Annotated in this window: 19 protein-coding genes, 1 tRNA gene, 1 rRNA gene and 1 pseudogene; 16 read left to right on the top strand and 6 right to left on the bottom strand. The window is 32.1% G+C overall.

Annotated elements, in window-relative coordinates:
* Positions 1-2 precede the first annotated feature (2 nt).
* The 7 genes from secY (at position 3) to GOY13_RS01440 (ending at position 5,465) form a co-directional block, all read left to right on the top strand.
* A complete protein-coding gene (gene secY / locus GOY13_RS01410) occupies positions 3-1,331 on the top strand; it encodes a preprotein translocase subunit SecY (RefSeq protein WP_175814061.1) in 1,329 nt (442 codons plus the stop codon).
* Entirely contained in the window at positions 1,328-1,978 is a 651-nt protein-coding gene (locus GOY13_RS01415; protein ID WP_175814062.1) for an adenylate kinase family protein, read from the top strand. The genes secY and GOY13_RS01415 overlap by 4 nt, the downstream gene beginning before the upstream one ends.
* A gap of 54 nt (positions 1,979-2,032) precedes the next feature.
* Positions 2,033-2,401, top strand: coding sequence for a 30S ribosomal protein S13 (gene rpsM / locus GOY13_RS01420; RefSeq protein WP_175814063.1), 369 nt, complete (start codon positions 2,033-2,035; stop codon positions 2,399-2,401).
* 18 nt (positions 2,402-2,419) lie between these two features.
* The gene (rpsK, locus tag GOY13_RS01425) at positions 2,420-2,806 is read left to right on the top strand and encodes a 30S ribosomal protein S11 (protein ID WP_175814064.1); all 387 of its coding nucleotides are present in this window, start codon (positions 2,420-2,422) and stop codon (positions 2,804-2,806) included.
* Between the two features lie 21 nt (positions 2,807-2,827).
* Positions 2,828-3,895: a DNA-directed RNA polymerase subunit alpha gene (locus GOY13_RS01430; RefSeq protein ID WP_175814065.1), complete on the top strand. Its 1,068-nt coding sequence runs from the start codon at positions 2,828-2,830 to the stop codon at positions 3,893-3,895.
* Between the two features lie 6 nt (positions 3,896-3,901).
* A complete protein-coding gene (rplQ, locus tag GOY13_RS01435; RefSeq protein WP_175814066.1) occupies positions 3,902-4,336 on the top strand; it encodes a 50S ribosomal protein L17 in 435 nt (144 codons plus the stop codon).
* A gap of 97 nt (positions 4,337-4,433) precedes the next feature.
* The gene (locus tag GOY13_RS01440; protein ID WP_175814067.1) at positions 4,434-5,465 is read left to right on the top strand and encodes a substrate-binding domain-containing protein; all 1,032 of its coding nucleotides are present in this window, start codon (positions 4,434-4,436) and stop codon (positions 5,463-5,465) included.
* Between the two features lie 267 nt (positions 5,466-5,732).
* Here GOY13_RS01440 and GOY13_RS01445 read toward each other — a convergent pair whose 3' ends face one another.
* The 3 genes and pseudogenes from GOY13_RS01445 to rlmB all read right to left on the bottom strand — a co-directional run bounded on the left by GOY13_RS01445 (position 5,733) and on the right by rlmB (position 7,825).
* The gene (locus GOY13_RS01445) at positions 5,733-6,266 is read right to left on the bottom strand and encodes a cytochrome c oxidase assembly protein (RefSeq protein WP_175814068.1); all 534 of its coding nucleotides are present in this window, start codon (positions 6,264-6,266) and stop codon (positions 5,733-5,735) included.
* Positions 6,267-6,988 (bottom strand): annotated as a pseudogene (locus GOY13_RS01450) (Bax inhibitor-1/YccA family protein).
* A 72-nt stretch (positions 6,989-7,060) separates the two neighbouring features.
* Entirely contained in the window at positions 7,061-7,825 is a 765-nt protein-coding gene (gene rlmB, locus GOY13_RS01455) for a 23S rRNA (guanosine(2251)-2'-O)-methyltransferase RlmB (protein ID WP_175814069.1), read from the bottom strand.
* Positions 7,826-7,914: 89 nt separating this feature from the next.
* Between rlmB and GOY13_RS01460 the strand changes: the two genes are divergently transcribed.
* Positions 7,915-8,418, top strand: a complete 504-nt coding sequence (locus GOY13_RS01460) for a Smr/MutS family protein (protein WP_175814070.1) — start codon at positions 7,915-7,917, stop codon at positions 8,416-8,418.
* 306 nt (positions 8,419-8,724) lie between these two features.
* Here GOY13_RS01460 and GOY13_RS01465 read toward each other — a convergent pair whose 3' ends face one another.
* Positions 8,725-9,300: a hypothetical protein gene (locus GOY13_RS01465; RefSeq protein WP_175814071.1), complete on the bottom strand. Its 576-nt coding sequence runs from the start codon at positions 9,298-9,300 to the stop codon at positions 8,725-8,727.
* Positions 9,301-9,519: 219 nt separating this feature from the next.
* Here GOY13_RS01465 and GOY13_RS01470 point away from each other — a divergent pair.
* The 5 genes from GOY13_RS01470 (at position 9,520) to GOY13_RS01490 (ending at position 15,555) form a co-directional block, all read left to right on the top strand.
* A 16S ribosomal RNA gene (locus GOY13_RS01470) occupies positions 9,520-11,024 on the top strand.
* Between the two features lie 114 nt (positions 11,025-11,138).
* Complete coding sequence (gene sdhC / locus GOY13_RS01475) at positions 11,139-11,525, top strand: succinate dehydrogenase, cytochrome b556 subunit (RefSeq protein ID WP_175814072.1); 387 nt, start codon at positions 11,139-11,141, stop codon at positions 11,523-11,525.
* Positions 11,512-11,877 carry a succinate dehydrogenase, hydrophobic membrane anchor protein gene (gene sdhD, locus GOY13_RS01480; RefSeq protein WP_175814073.1) on the top strand — a complete coding sequence of 122 codons (366 nt, stop codon included), beginning with the start codon at positions 11,512-11,514 and terminating at the stop codon, positions 11,875-11,877. The genes sdhC and sdhD overlap by 14 nt, the downstream gene beginning before the upstream one ends.
* Positions 11,878-11,966: 89 nt before the next feature.
* Positions 11,967-13,214, top strand: coding sequence for a hypothetical protein (locus GOY13_RS01485; RefSeq protein WP_175814074.1), 1,248 nt, complete (start codon positions 11,967-11,969; stop codon positions 13,212-13,214).
* 1,111 nt (positions 13,215-14,325) lie between these two features.
* A complete protein-coding gene (locus GOY13_RS01490) occupies positions 14,326-15,555 on the top strand; it encodes a lipoprotein-releasing ABC transporter permease subunit (protein ID WP_175814075.1) in 1,230 nt (409 codons plus the stop codon).
* Positions 15,556-17,018: 1,463 nt separating this feature from the next.
* On the opposite strand, the gene GOY13_RS01495 is transcribed toward GOY13_RS01490, so the two are convergent.
* A complete protein-coding gene (locus tag GOY13_RS01495) occupies positions 17,019-18,386 on the bottom strand; it encodes a phosphomannomutase/phosphoglucomutase (RefSeq protein ID WP_175814076.1) in 1,368 nt (455 codons plus the stop codon).
* A gap of 1,900 nt (positions 18,387-20,286) precedes the next feature.
* On the opposite strand from GOY13_RS01495, the gene GOY13_RS01500 reads away from it, so the two are divergent.
* The 3 genes from GOY13_RS01500 (at position 20,287) to carB (ending at position 25,325) form a co-directional block, all read left to right on the top strand.
* A complete protein-coding gene (locus GOY13_RS01500; protein ID WP_175814077.1) occupies positions 20,287-21,111 on the top strand; it encodes a YihY/virulence factor BrkB family protein in 825 nt (274 codons plus the stop codon).
* Between the two features lie 11 nt (positions 21,112-21,122).
* Positions 21,123-21,872: an SDR family oxidoreductase gene (locus GOY13_RS01505; protein WP_175814078.1), complete on the top strand. Its 750-nt coding sequence runs from the start codon at positions 21,123-21,125 to the stop codon at positions 21,870-21,872.
* 147 nt (positions 21,873-22,019) lie between these two features.
* Positions 22,020-25,325: a carbamoyl-phosphate synthase large subunit gene (carB, locus tag GOY13_RS01510; RefSeq protein ID WP_175814419.1), complete on the top strand. Its 3,306-nt coding sequence runs from the start codon at positions 22,020-22,022 to the stop codon at positions 25,323-25,325.
* A 134-nt stretch (positions 25,326-25,459) separates the two neighbouring features.
* On the opposite strand, the gene GOY13_RS01515 is transcribed toward carB, so the two are convergent.
* A tRNA-Asp gene (locus tag GOY13_RS01515) sits at positions 25,460-25,533 on the bottom strand.
* Between the last annotated feature and the right edge of the window lie 96 nt (positions 25,534-25,629).

Here is a 25,629-nt window from a genome sequence, read left to right on the forward strand (position 1 = left end):
CAATGAGTAACAAACCTACATTTAATAATTTGGATCCTTCCTTATTGTATAAAGGTGATTTATTTAAGCGTATACTTTTTACTCTAATTGCTTTAATTTGTTATCGTTTAGGTACTTATGTTCCTATTCCTGGAATAAATCTTGATATAATTAGTGATATATTTCCTAAAGGAGGCTCTGGTGTTTTCGGGATCTTTAATTTGTTTTCTGGTGGTGCATTAGCTAGAATGACAATCTTAGCACTAAGTGTTATGCCATATATAGTTGCATCTATAGTCATGCAATTACTATCTTCTGCTATTAAAGGAATTAGTGAAGTTAAAAATGATGGGGAATTGGGACGTCGGAAGATGAGCTCTTACACGTATTATATGACTGTAGTATTTTGTGTGTTTCAATCAGTTACTATTTTAATAGGATTAGAAAGGATGAATAGAGGAGGAACACTGGTTGTGATTGAACCTGGTTTTATGTTTCGTATAGTAGGAGCTTTTAGCCTTTTAGGTGGGACAATATTTTTAATATGGCTTGGCGAGCAAATAAGTGCTAATGGTGTAGGTAATGGTATTTCATTGATTATTTTTACAGGTATAATATCAGAATTGCATAGTGCTTTTTCATCATTGTTAACGTTGAGTAAAGATGGGAGCATATCACCACTTGTTATCTTTTTTATTTTAATAGTCTTTTTCCTGCTATTGCTTTTGGTTATTTTTATAGAATCATCTTATAGAAAAGTTGTTGTTCAATATCCTAGAAAGCAGTTTAAAAAATTACATAATGACGATTTTACTTATATACCACTAAAGATTAACTTATCTGGTGTAATACCAACTATTTTTGCAAATGCAATTTTATTGACTCCTATTTCGATTGCGAATTTCTATAAAGGATATGTTTTTTCTGATTTCATTTTAAGCCACTTCATAGCAAATAAAGTGGTCTATATTATAGCTTACTTAATACTTATAGTATTTTTCAATTTTTTCTATACTAGTTTCATATTTAATCCAGAAGAAAATGCTGATTTCCTTAAAAGGAATGGAGGATTTATACCTGGTAGGAGGCCTGGAAAGCATACTTCTGATTATCTTCAAGAAATAGTTTTAAAGTTAACGTTTGTTGGTTCTGTATACTTGATGGTTATATGTGCTGTACCTGAGATTATAAGGTACTATTATAATGTGCCATTTATTTTTGGTGGAACAAGCTTATTGATTATAGTTAATGTTGTTACTGATACTATTATACAAATACAATCTTATATTTTTTCGAATAGGTATGATAGCTGGATAAAGAAATATGAGTCTAGGACGAGAAAATTGAGATGATTATTACAATTTTTGGTCTTCCTGGTTCTGGTAAAGGTACTCAGTCAAACCTTTTAACAGAAAAATACAGTCTAAAGTTAGTTTCAGTAGGAGATTTATTGAGGAATATTATATCTAGTAACAGCAAGTTAGCTAGAGAAGTAAAAAGTGCTATAGAGTCTGGTAATTTGATTCGCGATGAAATTGTATGTAAATTACTATATGAACAACTTAAATCAGTGGATAATAATTTTTTATTAGATGGTTTTCCAAGAAATCTAAATCAAGCTCATTTCTTAACTCAAATTTTACAAGAGAAATATAATAGAGACGTGAGTATTGCTATTGAATTGGAAATTAATCATAGAGTTGCAGTTGATAGATTAAAAAATCGTCTTGTATGTTTAGATTGTAAGAGCATATATAGTGTATCCTCTTTTAAGAAAAGAGATAATCTTGTTTGTGCAAAATGTAATAGCACAAGCTTAAAAAGAAGAATTGATGATTCTAGCTCATCTGTAATTAATAAAAGAATAAGTGAATATTATGTGCAAATGAAAAGTTTACGTGAGTATTATAAAGATAGGTTATTAATGGTTAATGCTAATCTTGATATTACTCAAGTAAAACAAGACATAGAAAACAAAATTTCTTGCAATTTAGTTTGATTAAAGATTATTATATAGTACAATTAAAAATTATTATTTGAAGTATAGAGTTGAGTGGCACGCATTGCAGGTGTAAATATTCCAGTCAGGAAATGTGTTCCTTTTGCGCTAACTTATATATATGGTATAGGTATTGCTACTGCGGATGCAATTTGCTATGCTTGTAAAATTGATAAGGGTAAACGTATTTCAGAGTTACAAGCCAGAGAAGTAGAAAGGATCAGTAATTTTATTAGACAAAATTATACTATAGAAGGTGAACTTAGGAAAGAATTAGCTATGAGTATAAAGTCTTTAATAGAAATAGGGTGCTACAAAGGTGTAAGGCACAGAAAGGGATTACCTGTAAGAGGGCAAAGAACTCATACCAATGCTAAAACCTGTAAAAGTAAGTCTCGCTTGTCTATTGCTGAGAAAAGGTAAGTTTGTTGCTATCGATTTATGAAAAAAACTGGAACAATTGCTAAAAACGCAAAGAGGGTTATTACTGGAGTCATTTATATTCGTGCAACTTTTAATAATACTTTTATAAATGTAACTGATGTTCAAGGTAATACTCTATATCAAACTTCTGTTGGTGCACATGGTTTTTCGGGTTCAAGGAAATCTACACCTTATGCTGCAGGTAAGACTTCAGAGTTTGCTGCAAAGATTGCAGTAGAAAAGTTTGGTATGAAAGTTGTTTCTGTGGTAATACGTGGTCCTGGCTTCGGAGCTGAAGCTGCAGTTAAGGCACTCCAAAGCTATGGATTAACAGTAACTTCAATTGCAGATAAAACTGCAGTTCCTCATAATGGATGTAGGTTAAGGAAAAAAAGAAGAGTCTAGAGTATTTTAAAAGGTTATTTTATGTATCACAATGATAATGTTGCTGCTTTTGGTAATTTAGGTAAATTAACCAGGCCTAATTCTATTAAAGTGTTACCAGGTGATTCAAATAAAAAAGGTGATATAATATTAGAACCATTAGAGAGTGGTTTTGCTTTAACGCTTGGTAATGCATTAAGGCGTGTAATGCTATCTTCTCTTGTAGGTAACGCTGTTTATGGGATAAAAATTGAAGGTGTAACTCATGAATTTACTTCAATTTATGGAGTAAGAGAAGATGTAACTGATATAGTATTGAATGTGAGTATGTTGAGGTGTAAATTGAATGGTACCTCCAATAAATGCTTGTATTTAAATGCTAAGGGGCCTTGTCAGGTAATGGCTGGGATGGTGGAAACTGATGATCAGTGTTCTATTATTAATGAGGATCTGCTAATATGTACACTTGGGCAGAATGTAGAGCTCAATATGACTATATATGTAGCTAGTGGCAAGGGTTACCTTCCTGTTACTAAATATAAAGAAAACGAGCTTTTGAAGTTTATTAGCGAACGTGATCTGAAGGGATTCATTCCAGTTAATGCTTTATATAGCCCTATTAGCAGGGTTTCGTATAAAGCAGAGAATAGTCGTGTTGGTCAGGTTACTGATAAGGACAAGCTAATATTATCAATTGAAACTGACGGTACAATTTCTCCAAGTCAAGCTGTCGATTATGCTGCAAGGATACTACAAGAACAACTACAGCCTTTTATTAACTCTGATGTAAGTCATAAAAAGCTGCAGGTTTCTTCATCTAGCAGTTATAAGGATTTGGGTTATGATCCTATTCTATTACGTAAAGTAGATGAAATGGAGTTGTCTGTGAGGTCACACAATTGCTTAAAAAATGAAAATGTCACTTATATAGGGGACCTTGTTCAGAGAACAGAGAGTGAAATGTTAAGAACTGCTAACTTTGGGAGGAAGTCTTTAAATGAGATTAAGGCTGTTTTAAATAATTTTGGTTTATCTTTAGGTATGGATATTCCAAACTGGCCTCCTAAAAATATAGATGAATTAGCTAAACAACATACTGATGAAGATTAGGGATATATGAAACATAGAGTAAAAAAGCGTAAACTATCTCGTAGAAGCAAGCATAGGTTATCAATGTTGAAGAACATGTCTATTTCTCTAATTAACCACGAGCAAATCATAACTACTTTATCAAAAGCTAAAGAACTTCGTTCATATGTAGAAAAGTTTATTACAATTGCTAAAAATAAAAATACTTTGCATGGCAGAAGACTCTTACTTTCACGTCTTTATAATAATAAGTTAGCAGTTAATAAGTTGTTAGCTATTTTAGCTATCCGTTATCAAAATCGTGCAGGTGGATATTCTAGGATAATAAAATTCAACATTCGGAAGGGTGATTGTTCTGCAATGGCAGTAATAGAATTAGTCGATAGGGATATTACAGTAAAAGATCACGTTAATGATGCAAGCAAAAAAGAAAATAAAGTAGCTGCAAAAGTTGATTACTGAGTTATCCTTTTTAATTCTTAATTGTTCAAGTAAGTACGATATAGTTGGTTTTTATTTAATCTTTTATTATGAATTATAATAGTTATAGATTTCGCTAATGAAAAATAATGTTTTGTGGAACTTTTTTTTGATTTTTATATTTGCAGTATTATTCATACCATCATCAAGTGTTAATGCAAGGAAATATATTAGAATTGTTGGATCTTCAACTGTTTTTCCTTTTATTTCATTCATAGCTGAAGATTTTAGTCGTGTATTCTCTTTTAAAACTCCTGTTGTCGAGTCGATAGGAAGTGGACCTGGCTTTAAAATGTTTTGTTCAGGAATAGGGGAGAATACACCAGATATTACAGCTTCATCTCGTCCTATAAAAGATGTTGAGATGGAGTTATGCAAAAGAAATAAGGTTAATGGAGTAGTAGAGATTATTATTGGGTATGATGGAGTTGTAATTGCAAATTCAAATCAAAGTTATAAGTTTGATTTCACAAAAAAAGATTTGTTTGAAACTTTATCTTCATATTCTCTGAAAGATGGTAAGCTAGTTAGGAATGATAAGAAGTCTTGGTTTGATATAAATCAGGCTTTACCAAAAATGGAAATTGAAATTTATGGTCCACATCAAAATACAGGTACATATAATACTCTAGTTAATTTTATCATGCTTGATCAATACTCATGTATGAATTCAAGAATTTTTAGAGAGAATTATAAGGATCCAGAAGAAAGGAAGAAGGCATGTAGTAGTATAAGAGAAGATGGAAGATATATAGAAGTTGGAAGTAATGAGAATATAATAATACAAAAATTAAAAAGTAATAGAAATGCTTTAGGAATATTTAGTTTTAGCTTTTTAGTGAGGAACCAGGATAAAATACAAGGGAGCACAATTGCAGGAATTGAACCAACTTATGAAAATATATCTTCTGGAAAATATATATTAGCAAGACCTCTATACATTTATATAAAAAAAGAGCACTTAAATACCACTGATGGATTAAGGGAATTCATTAAAGAAGTGATAAATTCAATTAGTACTGAAGATATGTATTTGTCTAAACTTGGTCTGATTCCTCTTTCAAATGAGGATATAGAGAAAGCTTTAGCGAAAGTTCACGATATAGTGTAAATATCTTTTATTTTAGTAGTAGATTAGAAAGTAACCAACGTGGGAGTGAGTTGTTTTACATTTAATTATGTGTGTCGTCTATTCTTAGAATATTTTTCTACCTTGTTGTTATCTTAAGAAGAGTTACACCTTCTGTTGCACTTGTAAATATCAAGCTATATGGCTCGTAAGAGAAATTTCTAGCTATTACCCTGTACAACTCTATACAATTTCCCTATTGAGTAAATTATATGGAATATTAGTAATTTTTGCGATTACAATTATACTTTATTTTAGCTTAAAAAATGTGTATGATAATGTTATTTCACTTAAGTCTTTTGTACTGTTATTATGGACTATCTCAGGATCTATATAGAAGGCTACTGGCATAGCTGTCTTTTGTCCTGGTAATAGGACTTGCTCTTCAAAGCAAAAACATGCAACTTTATTGAAGTATTTACCTGCTTTAAAAGGTGTAACATTGTATACTGCCATTCCAAACGAAGGCTGGTCGGATAAATTTTTTGCGTAATAAAAAGCTAGACTTTGTTCTCCTATATTTACATCAATATAGTTAGTTTCTGGTTTAAATTCCCATAATAAGTCTGGCATTATGTCAGCGTTAAGATGGACTCTGATTTTCTGGTTAGTTGTTTTTACTGTTGTGTTTATTGCTTTTTTTGTTGTTCCCCCGTATCCTGTAACTTTGCAGAAAGTGCTGTAAAGTGGTACTGATGCATACGTAACACAAAACATCAACACCACTAAAGATATTAGAAAGAAAACTATAGAACTTTTACTATTCTTCTTTAAGAAGAGCACCTAGTCTCTATTATTAAATAAGTTAAATAACCTAAGTAAATTAAGGAAGATATTAATAAAGTCAAAATAAAGATTAGTCGCACCAAGTATAGCTAACTTGGTAGCTGCAACTTCTGAACCGTCATTATACCTATAATATACATCTTTAATTCTCTGAGCATCATATGCAGTTATTAATGTAAAAACTATCACTGATGTGAATGATATTGCAAAATGAAGAGGACTACTTTCAAGAAGTAAATTAACTATAGAAGCAATGATTATCCCCAGATTCCCATAGTTAGGAAAGAACCAATGCTAGTTAGGTCTTTTTTTGTAGTATTGCCGTATAAAGCCATAGAACCAAACATGACAGATGTAATAAAAAACGCCCTTGCTATGTTTTTTGCAGTGTAAATTATAAAAATATGGGACAAGGAAAGCCCCATTAAAACTGAGAATAGGAAAAATATGGTAATTGTAGACTCAGCACTCAGATGCTGGAGTCTGAAAGACATATAAAACACTAATACAACTGGAGAAAGCATTACTACAAGTGACAAAATTGGGTTAGAATAAATTAGCTTAAAAAGGCTAAAAAATACAGTCAAAAATGCGGTAAGACCAGTAATACCTAAAGCTAAAGCCATATAATTATATACTTTAGTTAAGTATCCCCTAAGGCCAGCGCTATAATAAATACCCTGAGAGCAAACATCACGCTCATTTCTCATATAAGACATAAATACGACTCCTTTTTATTCCTAATTATTACTATAATGTAAAACTACATCTTTATCAAGTAAAAAATCACTTTAATTATTTGTGTACTTTGTTTTGATATAAACGGAGTACAATCCTATCGCTGCTGCATTTGAAACATTCAAGCTGCCAATTGAACTGGAAATTGGAATTTTTAAAAGATGATCACAATTTTTCTTAACTAGCCTTCGCATTCCTTTCTCTTCAGAGCCAAAAACAATTACTCTTTTGCCACAAAAGCTTTTTATTTTATCTATGTGTTCTTTAGCATTATTATCAAATCCATAACACCAGTAGCCAACCTTTTTTAAAAACTCCATAGTTTTTACTATATTTGTAACATATATTAATGGAATAATATCTAAAGCTCCACTTGCTGTTTTTGCAATAGATGCATTCTCGCTTGGTGAATGGTTATGTGGTAAAACCAATGCATCAACATTAAAACAAGCTGATGTTCTTGAAATAGATCCTATATTATGTGTACAAGTAACTTGATCCAAAATAACTATGGTAGAAATGTTATTTGAGTTTTTAGCTATTTTTTCGATGTTTGTGCTGTGGAGAGGGGCAACTTTCAAAGCAATTCCTTGGTGATTAGCACCTTTTGGGAAAATATTGCCAAATATTTTATTTTCTACTAATTGGGTTTTGATGTCCTTATCACATATATATTGTCCGATTTCTTTTTTATGTTTTTTATAGAAGTGCTCTGTCATTAACAGTTCTGTACATTGCCTACTTTTATTTTTTAGTGCTGACATACAGGTGTACTTTCCATATAGCCAAAAATCTTTATTACATTTTAATGATTTCATTGTGTCAGAAGGTCCTATTTTATAAAATAAATAACATTTTAGTATGCTTAGATATTTTTGTAAAATCAGGAGGTTCAATTAGTGGGTTTATGTCAAATGATGAGTTAAACTGGCAAAGAAATGTTAAACCAATAAAGTCTGAGAAAGTTGCTCTAAGAGCTGACTACAAAATAAATATAAAATCTTTAGTCAATAGAGCTACATTCTGCTTACAAGAAAATCTTTTTGGTGTAGGTAATGGTAACTTACCATTTTGTCTTGACTACAATACAAAGTCAAAAGTTGATAGAGGAAAATGTTTCATAAGCAATAAACTTGACTTGCATGGCTATAGTATGAACGATGCTTACTATAAATTAGTGGATTTCATTATTAAGAATTACCGAGTGGGAAATAGGTGCTTGTTAATAATTACAGGACATGGCAATACAGTAGGAAAAGCAGATATCATAAAAAATAGTTTGAGTAACTGGTTGAATGATATTAAAATTCAGCACGTAGTTCTATACTATCAACAGGCTATAAAAAAACATGGTGGTAAAGGGGCTTTTTATGTTTTATTAAGAAGAAACAAGAATATTAGGGTCTCTTAGACTTGCTTTTATAACTAAAATTCTAGTTTGACTAGTAAAAATATATTCTTGCTAGTGCAAGTTTTAATAGGTTATCAGCTTTCAATTAAGATTTAGTAATTATAGTATAATTCCTTTCCGATGTGGCTGGCTTTTAGCTATAAATATTTTTAGGATTTTTTTTAATGAGAAAATATGAAATATGTTAATACAATATAAAAAATTAAGCACTAAGAAACTTACTGCATAATTTTTTTTATTTGGTTATATAGATCTAATATAAATTAATATCCTTAGTATTCTAATAGAAAAGCTTGTAAGTTTTAGTTAAGTATCTTCTTCTTTTTTTGTATAAAAATCCTTTATTTCATATATTGATAATAATTCTTGCGCGTTAGCCCTTATTAGGGTAGGACACTTTTTATCATTTAACAGCAAGTGTAATATTTTAACTGCGCCTTCAATGTCATTATTATTTATTTTTATTAAAGCAATGGCTTCTTGGCTTGAGTAAGGGTACACTATGCTTGATGCTAGATTATTAATTTTATTTTCATTTATTTGCTCGCTACTGTGGAACAAGTTCATTATTTCTAAGTATTGCGCTAATTCACTAAGGATACTAGGGACACCTTTATTATTTACCATACTATTATAAATAAACGCTGCATCTGTTGGTGCTGAATTTGAAATATGATTGAATGCATTTTCAAAGTCTGCTAAATACTTCCAGTTTGAGTCTGTTTCTTCTAATAACTTTGTTTCTTTTTTAGAGAAAAATACTTTATAAAATTTATTGCCTGCAGCTATAGATTGCTTTGTGCTATTAATGTTATTGAATAAGTATAATATGCTACTAATTAGTACTAATATCATTGCAAGCAAAAAGATGTACTTTTTCATAGTAATATCTTGTTTAGAAATGGGTATATATTTTTAATAGTTTTGATTTATAAAAATATGTTGACACTATTATTATATCACTTGATAATATTTTTCAAGGTTGTTTGAATAGTTGAAGGTTAAAATATTTCTAAAGTAGAAATGAAGACAGCAGTATAAAGCTAAATTATTTTTATCGTATTTATCGATATATCTTTAATCTTTTACAGGTTAAAGTTTAAATTTGAGAGTTTGATCCTGGCTCAGAATGAACGCTGGCGGCAGGCTTAACACATGCAAGTCGAACGGAGTTATACTGTAGCTATTGCTATATATAACTTAGTGGCAGACGGGTGAGTAATGTATAGGAATCTACCTAGTAGTACGGAACAATTGTTGGAAACGACAGCTAATACCGTATACGCCCTATGTGGGGAAAGATTTATTGCTATTAGATGAGCCTATATTAGATTAGCTAGTTGGTGGGGTAATAGCCTACCAAGGCTATGATCTATAGCTGATCTGAGAGGATGGTCAGCCACACTGGAACTGAGATACGGTCCAGACTCCTACGGGAGGCAGCAGTGGGGAATATTGGACAATGAGCGAAAGCTTGATCCAGCCATGCCGCATGAGTGAAGAAGGCCTTTGGGTTGTAAAGCTCTTTCAGTGAGGAAGATAATGACGGTACTCACAGAAGAAGTCCTGGCTAACTCCGTGCCAGCAGCCGCGGTAATACGGAGAGGGCTAGCGTTATTCGGAATTATTGGGCGTAAAGAGCACGTAGGCTGGTTAGTAAGTTAAAAGTGAAATTCCAAAGCTCAACTTTGGAATTGCTTTTAAAACTGTTAATCTAGAGGTTGAAAGAGGATAGAGGAATTCCTAGTGTAGAGGTGAAATTCGTAAATATTAGGAAGAACACCAGTGGCGAAGGCGTCTGTCTGGTTCAAATCTGACGCTGAGGTGCGAAGGCGTGGGGAGCAAACAGGATTAGATACCCTGGTAGTCCACGCTGTAAACGATGAATGTTAAATATGGGAAGTTACTTTCTGTATTACAGCTAACGCGTTAAACATTCCGCCTGGGGACTACGGTCGCAAGATTAAAACTCAAAGGAATTGACGGGGACCTGCACAAGCGGTGGAGCATGTGGTTTAATTCGATGCAACGCGAAAAACCTTACCACTCCTTGACATGGAAATTATACCTATTCGAAGGAATAGGGTCGGTTTTACCGGATTTCACACAGGTGTTGCATGGCTGTCGTCAGCTCGTGTCGTGAGATGTTAGGTTAAGTCCCGCAACGAGCGTAACCCTTATCCTTAGTTGCCATCAGGTAATGCTGGGAACTTTAAGGAAACTGCCAGTGATAAACTGGAGGAAGGTGGGGATGACGTCAAGTCATCATGGCCCTTATGGAGTGGGCTACACACGTGCTACAATGGTGGCCACAATGGGCTGCAAAGTCGTGAGGCTAAGCTAATCTCTTAAAAGCCATCTCAGTTCGGATTGCACTCTGCAACTCGAGTGCATGAAGTTGGAATCGCTAGTAATCGTGGATCAGCATGCCACGGTGAATACGTTCTCGGGTCTTGTACACACTGCCCGTCACGCCATGGGAATTGGTTTCACTCGAAGCTAATGACCTGACCGTAAGGAGGGAGTTATTTAAAGTGGGATCAGTGACTGGGGTGAAGTCGTAACAAGGTAGCAGTAGGGGAATCTGCAGCTGGATTACCTCCTTAGGCTTTGTGTATAATTCACTTCTTTTAATGGTAGTGCTCATTATGCACACTATACTGCTGTCTTTACTTCTTCTTTTTTTGACCTTCTTATTTAGTTTTTTTGGTATGAATTTTATGGGTGATAGGCCTATCTCTCCACATTTACGAATATATAAAATACAGGTTACTAACTTTTTCTCTATTATGCATAGGCTAACTGGTATCCTGCTATTTTTTCTACTAATGACGCTTTCTTGGCATTTCATATTGTATGTTTACTTTCCTAAGCTGTTTATAGTAAAGTATATGAATATACTATTATGTACTCCTATTGCTAAGTTATTTTACATTTTATGTTTTATAGGTTTTTTGTATCACTTTTTCGATGGTATTCGCTACTTATTATGGGATACTGGACTTAACTTAGAAAGTACTGATGTTTTCAAAAGTGCTATGCTACTGACAGTAATGTTACTTCTCTCTACTGTAGTTTTCTTATTTATTATATATGATTCAATCTAGAAATGTAATACACCGTTGGTGGCTACAGCGTGTTTCTGCAGTAATTTTGCTTCTTTTATTCCCTTGGTTTATCTATTCTGGTTTTTGTACATTTTATATAAATAGTATTTTACCTTTTAGTGAGAAATTACTTCATGCCATTGATCATCCCCTAGAACTTTTATTTTTTATTATATTACTGTTTTGTGTTTTTTTGCATGCAGTTCTTGGAATACAAGTAGTGTGTGAAGATTATATATATAATGTGCCTATAAAGATTTTTGTAATGACTTTCATAAAGTACTTATCAGGTATCACTTATATAGTTCTTGCTTTTACAATTTTTTTCTTTTATAGACATATTTTTTTATGAAATTGCAGTTCTAATTCTATATTAATATATTATTAGCGTGTTATTTTCATTATTGAGCTATAGTGCTTAAGTGACCTTAGTTTGATAATATGCTAGAAGTATTGAAGAGAGTAGGAACAAATCTTGTATTGAAGATAAAGGGCATTTTCACTTCATTTGAATCTAAAATTTACGTTAGGGACTTAAGAAGAGTAGTAGTATATAGGGATGGACGGAAGTGTAAGTACCCAGAGAACTATGATCATATTGTTAAGCTTGGTAAAATCAAAAAGAATGAGTATGGCAATAACCTAGGTGGATATGAGCTTTGTTACGGTGGATATAAATATAATTTAATTTCTATCTTTTCAAATGAAAAAGGAGAATTCTTAAAAAGAAAGTATGCTAAAAGCTATTTTACTATTAAATTTTTAGCTGATAAGGGTAAAGTCAATAAAAATCAGCATGATGATGTTGACAATTATTGTGGATTCTATAGGCCATTTAAGTTTAAGAAACTTGATCTTGAAAAATATTTGCCAATTTTTGAGGTTGACACTAATTCACTTAAGTTAATTAACTCTTCTATACTAACTAAGAAGAAAAAAAATAAGGAAGGTAAGGTTCATAAAATAATCAATGAAAAAGGAAGAAATGGGGAATTATTGTACACTAGCAATTATAAAAAGCTAAGCAGTAGTTTTTTCGAAATCAGAGATCAAGGCAATAACCTTGAATTAGATAAGAGTCTTATATCTGTTTCTATTATTTTTGCTGCAGGATTAGTTAAAATTTGTGCTAAGTTGCTAACTTTCATTCCTATAGGATTAGGTGGGTACTTAATAAGTGTGGAAAATCTACTTGCAAAGTCTTGTGGTTACCTTTTATTCACTCCTGCAATAATAGTAAAGAATTTAGTAAATATTGGATCTACTATATTTAAAGCTCTAATTTTATTGCTTGTAGTGGATAAGGAAAAGTATGGTGATGCTTACCTAACTATGTGGAATTGTCAATTATGTGAGTACTGTAAAGAGTTTATAAAAGACCTTAATATTATTGGCAGGGTTGGAAAAAGTGAAGAGCTAAGTGATATAGATTATGAGGAGGAGATTATAGGTACATGGAAAGAGCTTAATATTAGGAGATTATCTATTAATAAAGGCTTGGAAATTGCAATAAATGGAAGTGGTGGAAGCATAAATGAATCTATGAAGCATAGTTTAAAGAAAGAAAAGTTGCAAAACGGAATGAATGAAAAAATATCTGAGTTTACGAATCATAGAAGCAGCAATCTTTGTATTAGGAGAGAACAAGATAGGAGTGATTTGCAGCGAGGTACTCCACCACGTACCTAGTTAGTAGTATACTTTTAAGTTAACATACACTCGTTATTGATTATTTAGCTTAATATCTTAGTCCTATAATACTTATAGTGGTAGACTTTAATCCTTTACTAAGCATACTAAGCAAAGCCTCTTCATGAAGAGGTGTTTGGGTTGATGTTTTATTGAAACTAGAAAGTCGCTATATGCTTCTTATGATTACTGTAGACATATATAATAAATTGTTAACATAATATAAGACTTATATGTACTGCTATAGTATAAAATATAATTTTTAAACAAGTAGGTAGGGAATATTGACTTCCTTTAGACTATCTCATAAGTGATTTAGGTAAATTTTTATACTCCCACTCAAAAATACCGATATGGCCTTTAAAACTGATTTTGTAATTCATTTAGAGAAAGCGTCATTGATTAGTTATATAGTACCTGTATCAACGTAGTTTTCCATTTAACTGGAGAAGTGACATAGTGAATGAAGTCTTGCTGTGTATGTGAGCTGGCCTGAATTTTTTATTAGAATTTTAACATATTTATATTTAGAACAAAGATCTGCTATAGACGAGGTCAAATTTGTTTTGTATGTTTTTATAATTTATATTATATAAGTATGAAACATTGCTTACCATGGCAGATGTTTTTTTGCTTAAGGAAGCGAGATTTTGTAAGATGTTGAGAGAACGTTTATTGATTATTTAGTTGTAGTAAGAGCGGTGGTGTTGTAATACTAAGGGTAGTTTCAGTAGATGGTAGGTCATTATTTTGGATTTATCTTTTGTTAAGTACAAGATTTAATAAAGATTTTCTCATGTAAGTTCATTAGCTGTCTTCTAATCGATTTCTATTACTTTAGAAGCAAAATACTATCTGATAATATAAGGAATTAGATCTGTTAATTTAGAAATAATCAGTGGATCTGCTGTAACAAAATTATGTATAAAAATGTCAGAGAGAGTCTCTATGTAGGTCAAAATAGAGTATAAGCTTTTCATTTGAAGTAATTACATTTTAAATGTAGAGCTTTTTAAATTTATGAAAGTAAAACCTCTAGCTTCTGATTAAAGAAAAGCTTATGATGTATGATATTCTTGAAATATAATGCTTAACTCCGGAATATTTCATAATGTCTATTGCCTTTGAGATTTCTATGGCTGTTCGCTATTTGCGAGCGAGGAATGCTAAATTTTGTTCTATAATGACTTTTTTTTCTATCATTAGTATAGCTCTTGGAGTTGCCACACTAATAGTGGTAATGTCTGTAATGAATGGATTCAGGATAAAGTTGCTTGAATCAATACTTGGCATTGATGGTCATATTAGCGTTTATTTTGATAAAGACATAAATTCAGATTACCATAAAGTATCAGAATCCATTGAGAAGATTCCAGGTGTATTAAAAGCAATTCCTATAATCAATGATCAAGTTATTATTGCAGCAAATGGCAAGATTGCAGCTGTTATAGTGCGAAGTATGTCAGATAAGGATTTGTTTTATAATACTGCTATTACAGATAATATAATTGTGGGTAATTTGAGAAAATTTGATGAAGGGATAATAATGGGGGCTCGATTGGCAGAGGCTTTAAACATTAACTATGGCGATAAAGTTGTGCTTATATCTCCTGAAGGATTCGATACACTATTTAATGTAATACCAAAAATGAAGGAATATGAGGTTACAGCAATATTTGATATTGGTATGTTTGAATATGACAGTACTTTAATATACATGCCAATAAAAGCAGCGCAGACTTTTCTTAATTATAAAGATAGTATAAAAAATATAGAAGTACTTGTAGACGACATTACTAAGGCTAACAAGCTAGCAAGTGTTATAGAAAGAGAAATAGGAATGAAAGCTGAGAGTTGGCAATCACAACACAATCATTATTTTCAAGCTTTGAAAACTGAAAGAAATGTAATGTTTTTGATTCTTACTTTGATTATAATTGTAGCAGCATTCAATATTGTTTCAAATTTAATGATGATAGTGCAAGAAAAGAAATTTGCGATTGCAATTATGCGTACATTTGGTACAACAAGTGGGAGTATTATGCGCATATTTTGTGCCTGTGGTTTATTTATTGGTTTTATAGGAACATGCCTTGGTTGTATTATTGGTATTATTTTTTCTTTTAATGTTGAGAATATTAGAGTTTTTTTAGAAAATATCACTAATACAAAGCTCTTTGATCCTGTGATATACTTTTTTTCAAATTTACCAGTGATGTTGGTTCCCCAGGATGTAGTAAGTGTTTCTGTGCTTGCATTGTTCTTATCATTTTTAGCAACAATTGTTCCTGCGTTACAGGCAGCTGCACAAGATCCTGCAGAGATACTACGCTATGAGTAAAATTTAACGATGGATTGATATTATCTAATTACATAATAAAAGTATACTGTTCAGAGCAGGAATTTTAATTCCTGTAAAAGCAAGAGCTAAAATGATTAACTAAAGTTTATAAAAATAAAGTAGTCAAAGTGATAATTCTTGCAAAGCATAACTTTATTCATCATATCTCATGGTTTATCTTATAATTCCTGCTCTCTTTTTTGTTTGCATATGATCAAGGTAAATGGTAAAATAATAAGATAGGTATAGAATCAGGTAGTCAAATCCCTAAGTATTAGTTTGTATTCCACTTTCCAAGTGGAGCAGTGCACTCTACCTAGAGATTAGGTAACACGCTTTTGAAGTTAAGAGAAGCTCCAGTATGAATGGAAATAATAATGAAGAATTATAGAGACTTTAAAGCTTTTATAAAAAGCACAAAAATTGTTTTGCAGCTTTTCAGTCTATTAATTGTTTGAGAGTAGAGTTCTATTAGACTTAGAGAAATCAAAGAATCTTCTGCAGCAATAAGGGAGGAGTATGCAATAAATCCTGCCCGACTAGGAAACTCCCATTAGTTTAAGTAATAAGATGCTAAAAAGTTACATAATCGTGAATTGTTTACTTGCTTTATCTTCAATTAAGTTTCATTAGATATGACCTTGCAACTAGTACTGACATGAAAAGGTGATTCATATTGACATATGACATCATAGCAGGACTTACAATTGCATTATAAGAATATAAACAAGTAATTTATCGCGTATTTTCAAAAGAATGGAATCAGAAGCTGTATATCACTATCATGCTGGAAAATGTATGAATTCTAATCAAAAAAACTAAAGTAATGTGTTATTTATAATGAATGTTTAAGCTGTAATAAATTTAGTTATGTACATAATGTTCAACAACATAGGTTATTTAACTGATAAGTTAAAGACCTTATTTTATATAGAAAACCTAGTAATGTGATAAATATTCCTTACATGCCTTTTCACATTGTGGTTATATTTTCAACTATAACATGCACGAGCACTCCTGACCTAACTACTTCCATAGTGATCTTTTTTACTTTTTCATGTATTTATTTGCATTGCAAGCATCTTCCGATGTAGTTTTTTAGTTTTTACTTATAGCTCACTCTCTGCTATTTCTTTTGTGAAACTATCTTATATCAAGATAGCATTTTTTAGTATCTCCTATACATTTTTTTAGACTCTCTTATTAAAAATTTTAATTTCTTATTATAATATAAACTTGCTTTTCCTAATGCTCTCCTGTACAGGAGATATTTTAATAAATTTCCTTTATCAAGCTAAACTTGTCAAAGATTTTTTCTTCGTGTTAGAAAAATTTAGCTAGCACTTTTTGACTAGAATATCGCTAAGCAATTCTTTAAGAATTTGTAGATTTTTCTTGATATATATCTTAAGGCATCCCTTGATTAAGGGAAAAAGTAGGAAAGTAAGATTAGATTAATTTTGTTAACTGCTCTTATTTAAACAATTACAATTTAGAGACCTTACTTCATCAATATAATTGAATAGAACCTTTTTAGTAAGCTCAAAGTCCTCTAGAGAGTTCCCTTCACATCTCCCTGTAATACAATTTTGTGTATTTGATACTCTAAGAAGCCACCAGCCTTTATTATCATTGTTTGTTACCTTAATCCCGTCAAGATCAGAGAATGCAATATTTTGTTGTTCTAGTGTTTTTTTTATTAGTTCAATTATCTGAAATTTTTTTTCTTCTTTAACTGTGATCTTTACTTCATGAGTGATATATAATTTTGGCAAGTCCTCGATCATCTGAGATAGACTTTGGTCTTTCTTAAGCATAATATCTATGGCTTTGAGGGCAGAATATACCCCATCATCAAAACCTAGCTCAGAGAAGAAAAAATGTCCGCTTAATTCACCAGCAAACTTTGCTCCTTCCTCTAGCATTTTTTTCCTAATTATCGAATGTCCAGCAGCACAAGTAATTATTTCCCCTCCTAACTTGTTGACAAAGTCATGCGCTTTCATGCTTATTTTTATGTTAGAGATGACCTTGCTTTGTGGGTGTTCTTCTAATACTTCACGTGCAAAAATCATAAACAGATAGTCATTAGAAATAACATTACCTTTGTTGTCAATTAAGCGTACCCTGTCACTATCACCGTCAAGTGCAATTCCAAGATCACATTTATCTTTTCTTACTATGTCAATTAATTGGGTGAGGTTTTTTTCATCTATTGGATCTGGGTCATGTAGTGGAAATGTTCCATCTATAGAGTCATTAATTACAATGTGAGTATGACCAAATAAAACTGTTTCAATATACCTTAAAATTCCACTTGCTGGGCTATTCCCGCAATCCCAGGCAATTTTTATCTTTTTCATAGTATTATTCTTTAACGCATTTTTCAATATTCTAATGTATTCACTATATATATTTATGTTAATTAGGTTTCCGATTTTTGTGCTATTTTTAATTGGTTCATTTATAACCTTCCTTATTTCTTGATCTGAGTAGGTTTTTTTGTTGCTAAAAAATTTAAAGCCATTATACCTACTTGGGTTGTGTGAAGCCGTGATCATAATACCAAGGTCTGCCTGTATAATTTGTGTTGCAGCGTAGAGCATGGGTGAAGAGCATAATCCAACACGTATAACATTCGTCCCTGATATGGTTAAACCTCTGATCAGTTCTCTTTCTATGCTTGGCGAAGTTACCCTGCTGTCATAGCCTATACAAACACTAGATACTGTCTGACCAAATTTTCTACCCACTTCATACCCATCATTAATCTGCAAATCTTTGCCTACTACTCCCCTAATATCGTATTTTCTTATAATGGTGTTATCCATACTGTGCTATCTAGAGTTACAGTTATATAACATTGCAGGTAAATACTCAAGATTCTTCCTTGCTTTATTTGTGTAGTTTTTACTTAAGTCCATTTTTTAGAAAAATAAAAATCATTTGTATAGAATGGGGACGAAAATATGTTTGTTAATGGCTAGAGTTTAGATACTAGTGTTATAGACAATGGTAATATCTTAGATTTTATTGAGTATTGTACCGATTTTAGAATTTTACAGAGGTATACAAAAATAAAAGAGACAAGCAAAGGCTAGTAATATTTTATGGAATAACACTAAAATTATGTTCAAGGTGATCTTTTAGTAAATGTGTGTAGAGGAAGTTTATGTGAAGAATTGTAGTTTTCTTGCCTCTAGTTTATATCAAAAGCAAATAGTTCTCAGAAATAAGTAAGATATTTTGATATTGCTGTCATCATAGCTGATAGTGTGAGTAATGTCAATTAGATCAGAATTTTGTGCTTTTTAGATCTATTTTTATAGTAAAAGAAGTAAAATGTTGAGATTAATTGATAGAATAAAAAAGTTCTTACTAAAGAATTCTGTATCACGTTTTGCATGATGTAGTATGAAATGAAAATATTAACAAATACAGATTCGCAATATTGACATGAAATTTACTTGTATTGTAAATTCGTCTACACTAAGGCAGTAGCTAGGTACTCTTCTATTGAATAGGATACATGCTTTTTTATAAGAAAGTTTTTTTAGCTTTAAGCTAATTAGGTGAGAAAGCAAGCTTTGAGGAAAGAGTTGGAAAGCTTAGAGAGCTCTAAGTTAAAAAGAAGGATATGGGAATTAGATAAATAGGATTAAGATATTGAAAAACCAGAACAAAGAAAGCTGAACTGAAACAAGAGTTTTAAAAGTAATGATAGGCTAAAGCAGCGTTAGAACTCTTTAATAGAATAAGTAAAATCTAATCAAGAGATTGAATAAGTATCAGATAATGCAATAGGTCAGTTGAATTAAGTATAGTTAAAAGCTTAAACAAGCTGTAAAATGGCAATGAGGATTCAGGAACGTTAAATTAATAGTCCAGTAATATAGTAGAGTAAGTAGACTTATAAAACATTTATACGGACTTAATCCTATTTCAAGATAGTAATTTTATGGCCAGAAAATGGTGTATGTGATCTTGCTTATCTAAAAAAAACAGGAATTTCGACTTAGAACACTTTATCAACAAAAACAGTTTTGTTTCTGTGATATGTAAGACTTTTTGATGAAAATCAAAGTATTCATAATATGAAATTAGAAGTCTTACCAGAAAACAAAGTTGTAAATGGAACTTACTCCCATCAATCGAGAAAATTATGACATAAAATTTTACCTACTGTATGGTTTTATCAATTTTGAAACTTTCGATGTAGAATCTTGTGATAAATGCAGCGTGATTTTAGCAAGCTTCAACTAACTTAACTATAAATAATTAAGGAGTTTATTAAGAGAAGAAAGATAAAGGTCACATATTGCTAATTCCATCTCCATAATTTCCTAAATTAGCACTGATGACACTTGGTTAATTTGAGGACTTGGCTCTACTTAATTATATAGAAAAGTTTAAAAGGTATATAACTACTACAGCCTTATGCAACCTCAATGGAAAATGCTTAAGTTCTTACCAAACTTTATCATTAAGCCTGTAGATCAGAAACACTTTAAAAGTGGAAATACTCTTAACTTTTAGTGATGAAACTATTAAAATTTTTGAGTGATTTTCGTCTCACATGTCTTAAAACCATATCAGTGTTGAGGGCAACAAGAAGAAAAATTTATTGGGGAAATAGTAACACAGTTGTTTTCAGTGTTCTTCAAAGAAGAGATTACTTAAAAATGCATTTTATTTCATTTAAAATATCTCATTTAGTTTATTTATATAATAGTGAATAAGTTACTGCACAAATTTTACAGCATTGTTTATTGCCTTTATCATGCTTTGATTGATACAATTTGTAATGATGGAATGGAGCATGCAGGATATTTATCATTTTTAATCATATTATCAATATTTCCTTTTCTCATTGTCTTAATGGCTTTATCGTCAACTTTTGCAAACTTTTTAGATCAATATAATATAGGCTGGACATATATAATTGATAATATGCCACAAGACATTTTAGCACCTTTAATGCCACGAATTGAGGAGATAATATCAGGACCACCACATAGTTTATTGACTTTAGCAATTGTAGGAGCTGTTTGGACTGCTTCGTCAACAATTGAAGGACTCAGAACAATATTGAATAAAGCATACAAAGTTCCTGTTTCGCCTCCTTATTTATTAAGAAGAGTACTGAGTATATTGCAATTTTTAGCAATTACTTTTATCATAACTTTAACTATAATATTCTCTGCGTTAGTGCCAATGCTAATAGGTTTTTCTTATTGTAGGATAAGTTATACAAAATATCTTCTTGTTGAGTTTGTGCTTTTCGTAGTGGTCTCTTGGCTGTATTTTATGTTACCAAATATAAAGCAGAACTTGTCAGATGTGTTTCCTGGATCTTGTGTAGCTGTTGCGCTTTGGATAATTTCTGCTTCAATTTTTAAGCAATACTTAAAAGCTTCCTTTGGTCAGCTAGATTTGATATATGGAAGTTTAGGTGGTGTAGTAGTTTCGTTACTGTTTTTTTATATAGTGAGCTTAATTTTTATATATGGAGCAAAGTTTAATTTTCAGCTAAAATGTTTTAATGGGTTTCACTGAGGAGGAAATAAATGGGTAAATTAGAAGGTAAAATAGCTTTAATTACTGGTGCTTCAAGTGAAATAGGATCTGCTGTTGCAAAAAGGTTTGTTAATGAAGGTGCATATGTAATTTTAGTTTCAAGGTCTGTTGATAATCTCAGACCACTTTATAGTGAAATTGAAAAACTTGAAAAGTTCAAGGAAGGCTATGTAAAGCTAATCCAGCTTGATCTTTTAGATTTTGAGAATGTAAAGGTACTAGCAAATATGATGGAAAGCTTGAAGTTATCAGAATCTGGGATACTTGATATATTAGTTGCATGTATTGGGGTTTTCGGTAAGTTAAGTTCTGTTCATGACTGTGAACTTGAAGAATTACAGAATGTAATGAATACAAATTTTACTGCCAATTGGTACTTGCTAAAAAATTTAGATCCTGTGCTAAGAAAATCTAGTTCTGGAAGAGTAATATTCATGACCTCAGAAGTGACTCTTTCTCCATCTTCTTATCCATATTTGGTACCTTATGCTGCGAGTAAAGCTGCGCTAGAAATTATGGTGAAGATATATGCATCTGAAACAAAATATACAAAACTATGTGTAAATGCTGTGTATCAGGAAGGATATGTTGACAGTGAAATGTATAAGCAAGCCCTTCCTGAGAAGGATATTCCTAAATTAGTATTACCTAATAAACTAACAGATAAGTTTGTAGAATTGGCTTCTGAGGATTGCAACATATCTGGAGCAATCTTACCACTGAGTAACCCCGTTGAATGAGTTATGTAAATATCTTCTCTATCTAAAAGACTGCACTAAATTTAAATTACTTGGTTTTTACCTGCTTATATAGTTATAGATTTAATAAAATTTCTCTTTATGGGAAAGATTAGTAACATTCTCAAGTTAAGGGTTATTATTGCAGTTATGCCAAAATATACAGATATAGAATCTATATTAATAATAGGAGCAGGTCCAATAGTTATAGGGCAGGCATGTGAATTTGACTATTCGGGGACTCAAAGTTGCAAGGTATTAAAGAGTGAAGGTTATAAAGTTATCCTGGTGAATTCTAACCCTGCAACTATAATGACAGATCCTGAATTTTCTGATGCAACGTATATTGAACCTATACTGCCTGAGATCGTAGAAAAAATCATAATTAAGGAAAAACCGGATGCGGTATTGCCAACGATGGGTGGTCAAACTGCCTTGAATTGTGCAATGAGGCTTGCAGATGATGGGGTATTGGATACATATAATGTGAAATTAATCGGTGTAAGTAGAGAGGCAATAAAAAAAGCAGAGGATAGAGACCTATTTCGCAAATCCATGGATAAGATAGGTCTGAAGTATCCTAAAAGTATGATCGTAAAAAATCAAAGGCAAATAAAGGAAGCTCTGGATTATATTGGGTTACCTGCAATCATACGTTCATCATTTACTCTTGGTGGTGCAGGTAGTGGTATAGCATACAATAAAGAGGAATTTTTTAGTATCGCCGGAAATGCCATGAAAATTTCACCAATAAATGAAGCTCAGGTGGATGAATCTATTATTGGGTGGAAAGAATATGAGATGGAAGTTATTCGAGATTATAAGGACAACTGTATAGTGGTCTGCTCGATAGAGAATGTTGATCCTATGGGAGTTCACACAGGTGATAGCATTGCAGTTGCTCCTGCTTTAACTTTACGCGATGCGGAATACCAGCAAATGAGAAATGCATCTATAGCAGTACTGAGAGAAATTGATATCAGTACAGGTGGTGCAAATGTGCAGTTTGCAGTCAATCCTAAACAAGATGGGAGTCTTATTGTGATAGAAATGAATCCAAGAGTTTCTCGTTCTTCTGCACTTGCTTCAAAAGCGACAGGATATCCCATAGCAAAAATTGCAACTAAACTTGCTATTGGCTATTCACTTGATGAAATACGTAACGACTGTACACCATCTATACCTGCTGCATTTGAGCCAGCAATTGATTATGTTGTTACTAAAGTCCCTCGTTTTGAGTTTGAAAAATTTAAGGGAACAGATTGTGAGTTATCAACTTCTATGAAATCAGTAGGAGAAGTGATGTCTATAGGACGTACTTTCAACGAATCAATACAGAAAGCTTTCCGTTCACTTGAAACTGGGCTTACAGGATTTGATGAAGTGTTCTCGAAGGATACAGACATTGATCATATAAAATCTCAGTTAGCAAAATTCCTACCAAATAGATTGCTAGCTGCTGCTGACGCGATGCGTCATGGAATAAGCATAGAAGAAATAAATTCAATTACAAAATATGATCTATGGTTTCTTCAGAATATACAACAAATTATATTGGCTGAACAGAAAATTAAAGAAACTGGTTTGCCTGAAGCTGCACATGAAATATTAGAACTAAAAAAGATGGGGTTTTCAGATGCAAGACTTGCAAATTTGAGCAATAAACTTCCTATTATTGAAGAATCTAATGCTGAAGTTCAGGTGCAAATTTCCAATTCAAATGCAACGATACTGGATCGTATTGAGCAAATTGAAGCCATGAGAAAGAAATTTAACATTAACCAAGTTTATAAACGTGTAGATACTTGTGCAGCTGAATTTGAATCTAGTACTGCTTATATGTATGGCTGCTATGAGGGAGAGATTATGAATAAGGCAGAATGCGAAGCAAACGTTTCTGACAGAGAAAAGGTTGTTATTTTAGGTAGTGGACCAAACCGTATTGGTCAAGGTATTGAATTTGATTATGCATGTGTGCATGCAGTTTCTGCTGCTAAAGAAATGGGATATGAAACAATAATGGTTAATTGTAATCCTGAAACTGTTTCAACTGATTACGATACTGCTGATCGCTTGTATTTTGCCTCATTGACTGAAGAAGACGTACTTGATGTGTTAAGTAAAGAGCAAGAGAACGGCACGTTGATGGGTGTCATAGTTCAAATAGGTGGCCAAACACCTTTAAAATTAGCTAAAACACTAAGTGAAAGGGGTTTTAATATTTTAGGCACATCTTTTGATTCTATAGATCTTGCTGAAGACCGGATGAGATTTAGAAACCTTGCTTTACAACTTAATTTAAAACAACCTGAAAATTCTATCTGTTATTCAGTAGAAGAGGCGTTAACTAATGCAAAAGAAATTGGGTTCCCATTAGTAGTTAGACCATCCTACGTTTTAGGTGGCCAATCAATGTCAATTAAGCACGATATTCATAGCTTTAAGGAATATGTTCTTAGTCAGACTAAAATTTTTAGACATGGGTCGTTGTTGCTTGATAAATTCTTAGCAAATGCAGTTGAGATCGATGTTGATGCTGTATGTGATGGAGAAAAAGTTTTCATTGCAGCAATTATGGAGCATATTGAAGAAGCTGGAATTCATTCTGGTGATTCAACTTGTTCAATACCAACGAATACATTAAATAATGAAACTATAAAAGAGATCATACTTCAAACTGAAAAAGTAGCTCTTGAATTAAAGGTGAAAGGTCTTATAAATATTCAGTTTGCTATTCAGGAAAGTGATGTGTATATACTTGAAGTGAACTTGAGAGCTAGTCGCACAGTTCCTTTTATTTCTAAGGTAATTAATGTTCCTGTTGCAAAGCTTGCTACTCAAGTTATTCTAGGTAGGAAACTAAAGCAAGAAAAAAAATCTATTAGTCATTTCGCAGTCAAGGCTGCTGTTTTCCCGTTTTCTCATTTTTCTGGAGTTGATGTTTTGCTTGGTCCTGAAATGAAATCAACAGGAGAGGTCATGGGGATTGACTCATCCTTTGAAGCTGCGCTTGCAAAAGCGTACATGGCCGCAGGATATAAGTTGCCAACAGAAGGAAAAGCTTTGATTTCAGTGAAAGATGATGATAAAGAGCAAATATTATTAGTTGCACGAATGTTGAAAGAATTAGGTTTTGAAGTATATGCTACAAGCGGTACAGCTTTGTATTTAAACAATAATGGTATATCTGCAAAAGCTGTAAATAAGGTGAGAGAAGGAAGACCTCATATAGTTGATATGCTCAAAGATGGGAAAATAAGTCTAGTAATTAATACTTCGAAAGGTGTAAAATCAATCTCGGATAGCAAGGATATTCGTAGAATTGCTATTTCGCAAAATATAGCTTACAGCACTACTGCTTCTGGAAGTAGAGCGCTAGTTCTTGCCATTCAACATTTAAAAAATAGTAAACTAGAAGTGAAGTCATTGCAACAAATACAGAATGTTAAGTATTGAGACTAAAATGGTTTTATATGTAATTTTAACATTTTTGGTGGAATAGCTTTCTTAGCTAATGAAATTAAAGTTTGCTGAGATCATGATAAAAAGCTAATATAGTGATCTTAAATTACATAAAAGTTTAACATATGCGGGAGTGATGAGACTTGAACCCACGACCTCATGCGTGACAGGCATGCGCTCTAACCAACTGAGCTACACCCCCATTTTTTTACTTTAATTTTTAAGCTAATGAGTATGCTATATTTTGTCAATATTTTATTTGCGCTTTGGTGCCTTTTATATTACCATAAAAATAGTT

Source organism: Wolbachia endosymbiont of Cruorifilaria tuberocauda (genome assembly GCF_013365475.1).
In the GTDB taxonomy this organism is placed as follows: Bacteria; Pseudomonadota; Alphaproteobacteria; order Rickettsiales; family Anaplasmataceae; genus Wolbachia.

What these genes read in the sequence shown, in the direction of transcription:
- sdhD (WP_175814073.1), top strand. Translation starts at nt 11,512, where the DNA reads ATGATTCAATCTAGAAATGTAATACACCGTTGGTGGCTACAGCGTGTT.
- GOY13_RS01485 (WP_175814074.1), top strand. Translation starts at nt 11,967, where the DNA reads ATGCTAGAAGTATTGAAGAGAGTAGGAACAAATCTTGTATTGAAGATA.
- GOY13_RS01465 (WP_175814071.1), bottom strand. Translation starts at nt 9,300, where the DNA reads ATGAAAAAGTACATCTTTTTGCTTGCAATGATATTAGTACTAATTAGT.
- rlmB (WP_175814069.1), bottom strand. Translation starts at nt 7,825, where the DNA reads ATGAAATCATTAAAATGTAATAAAGATTTTTGGCTATATGGAAAGTAC.
- GOY13_RS01505 (WP_175814078.1), top strand. Translation starts at nt 21,123, where the DNA reads ATGGGTAAATTAGAAGGTAAAATAGCTTTAATTACTGGTGCTTCAAGT.
- GOY13_RS01490 (WP_175814075.1), top strand. Translation starts at nt 14,326, where the DNA reads ATGTCTATTGCCTTTGAGATTTCTATGGCTGTTCGCTATTTGCGAGCG.
- carB (WP_175814419.1), top strand. Translation starts at nt 22,020, where the DNA reads ATGCCAAAATATACAGATATAGAATCTATATTAATAATAGGAGCAGGT.
- GOY13_RS01440 (WP_175814067.1), top strand. Translation starts at nt 4,434, where the DNA reads ATGAAAAATAATGTTTTGTGGAACTTTTTTTTGATTTTTATATTTGCA.
- secY (WP_175814061.1), top strand. Translation starts at nt 3, where the DNA reads ATGAGTAACAAACCTACATTTAATAATTTGGATCCTTCCTTATTGTAT.
- GOY13_RS01495 (WP_175814076.1), bottom strand. Translation starts at nt 18,386, where the DNA reads ATGGATAACACCATTATAAGAAAATACGATATTAGGGGAGTAGTAGGC.
- rplQ (WP_175814066.1), top strand. Translation starts at nt 3,902, where the DNA reads ATGAAACATAGAGTAAAAAAGCGTAAACTATCTCGTAGAAGCAAGCAT.
- GOY13_RS01415 (WP_175814062.1), top strand. Translation starts at nt 1,328, where the DNA reads ATGATTATTACAATTTTTGGTCTTCCTGGTTCTGGTAAAGGTACTCAG.
- GOY13_RS01460 (WP_175814070.1), top strand. Translation starts at nt 7,915, where the DNA reads ATGTCAAATGATGAGTTAAACTGGCAAAGAAATGTTAAACCAATAAAG.
- rpsK (WP_175814064.1), top strand. Translation starts at nt 2,420, where the DNA reads ATGAAAAAAACTGGAACAATTGCTAAAAACGCAAAGAGGGTTATTACT.
- sdhC (WP_175814072.1), top strand. Translation starts at nt 11,139, where the DNA reads ATGGGTGATAGGCCTATCTCTCCACATTTACGAATATATAAAATACAG.
- GOY13_RS01430 (WP_175814065.1), top strand. Translation starts at nt 2,828, where the DNA reads ATGTATCACAATGATAATGTTGCTGCTTTTGGTAATTTAGGTAAATTA.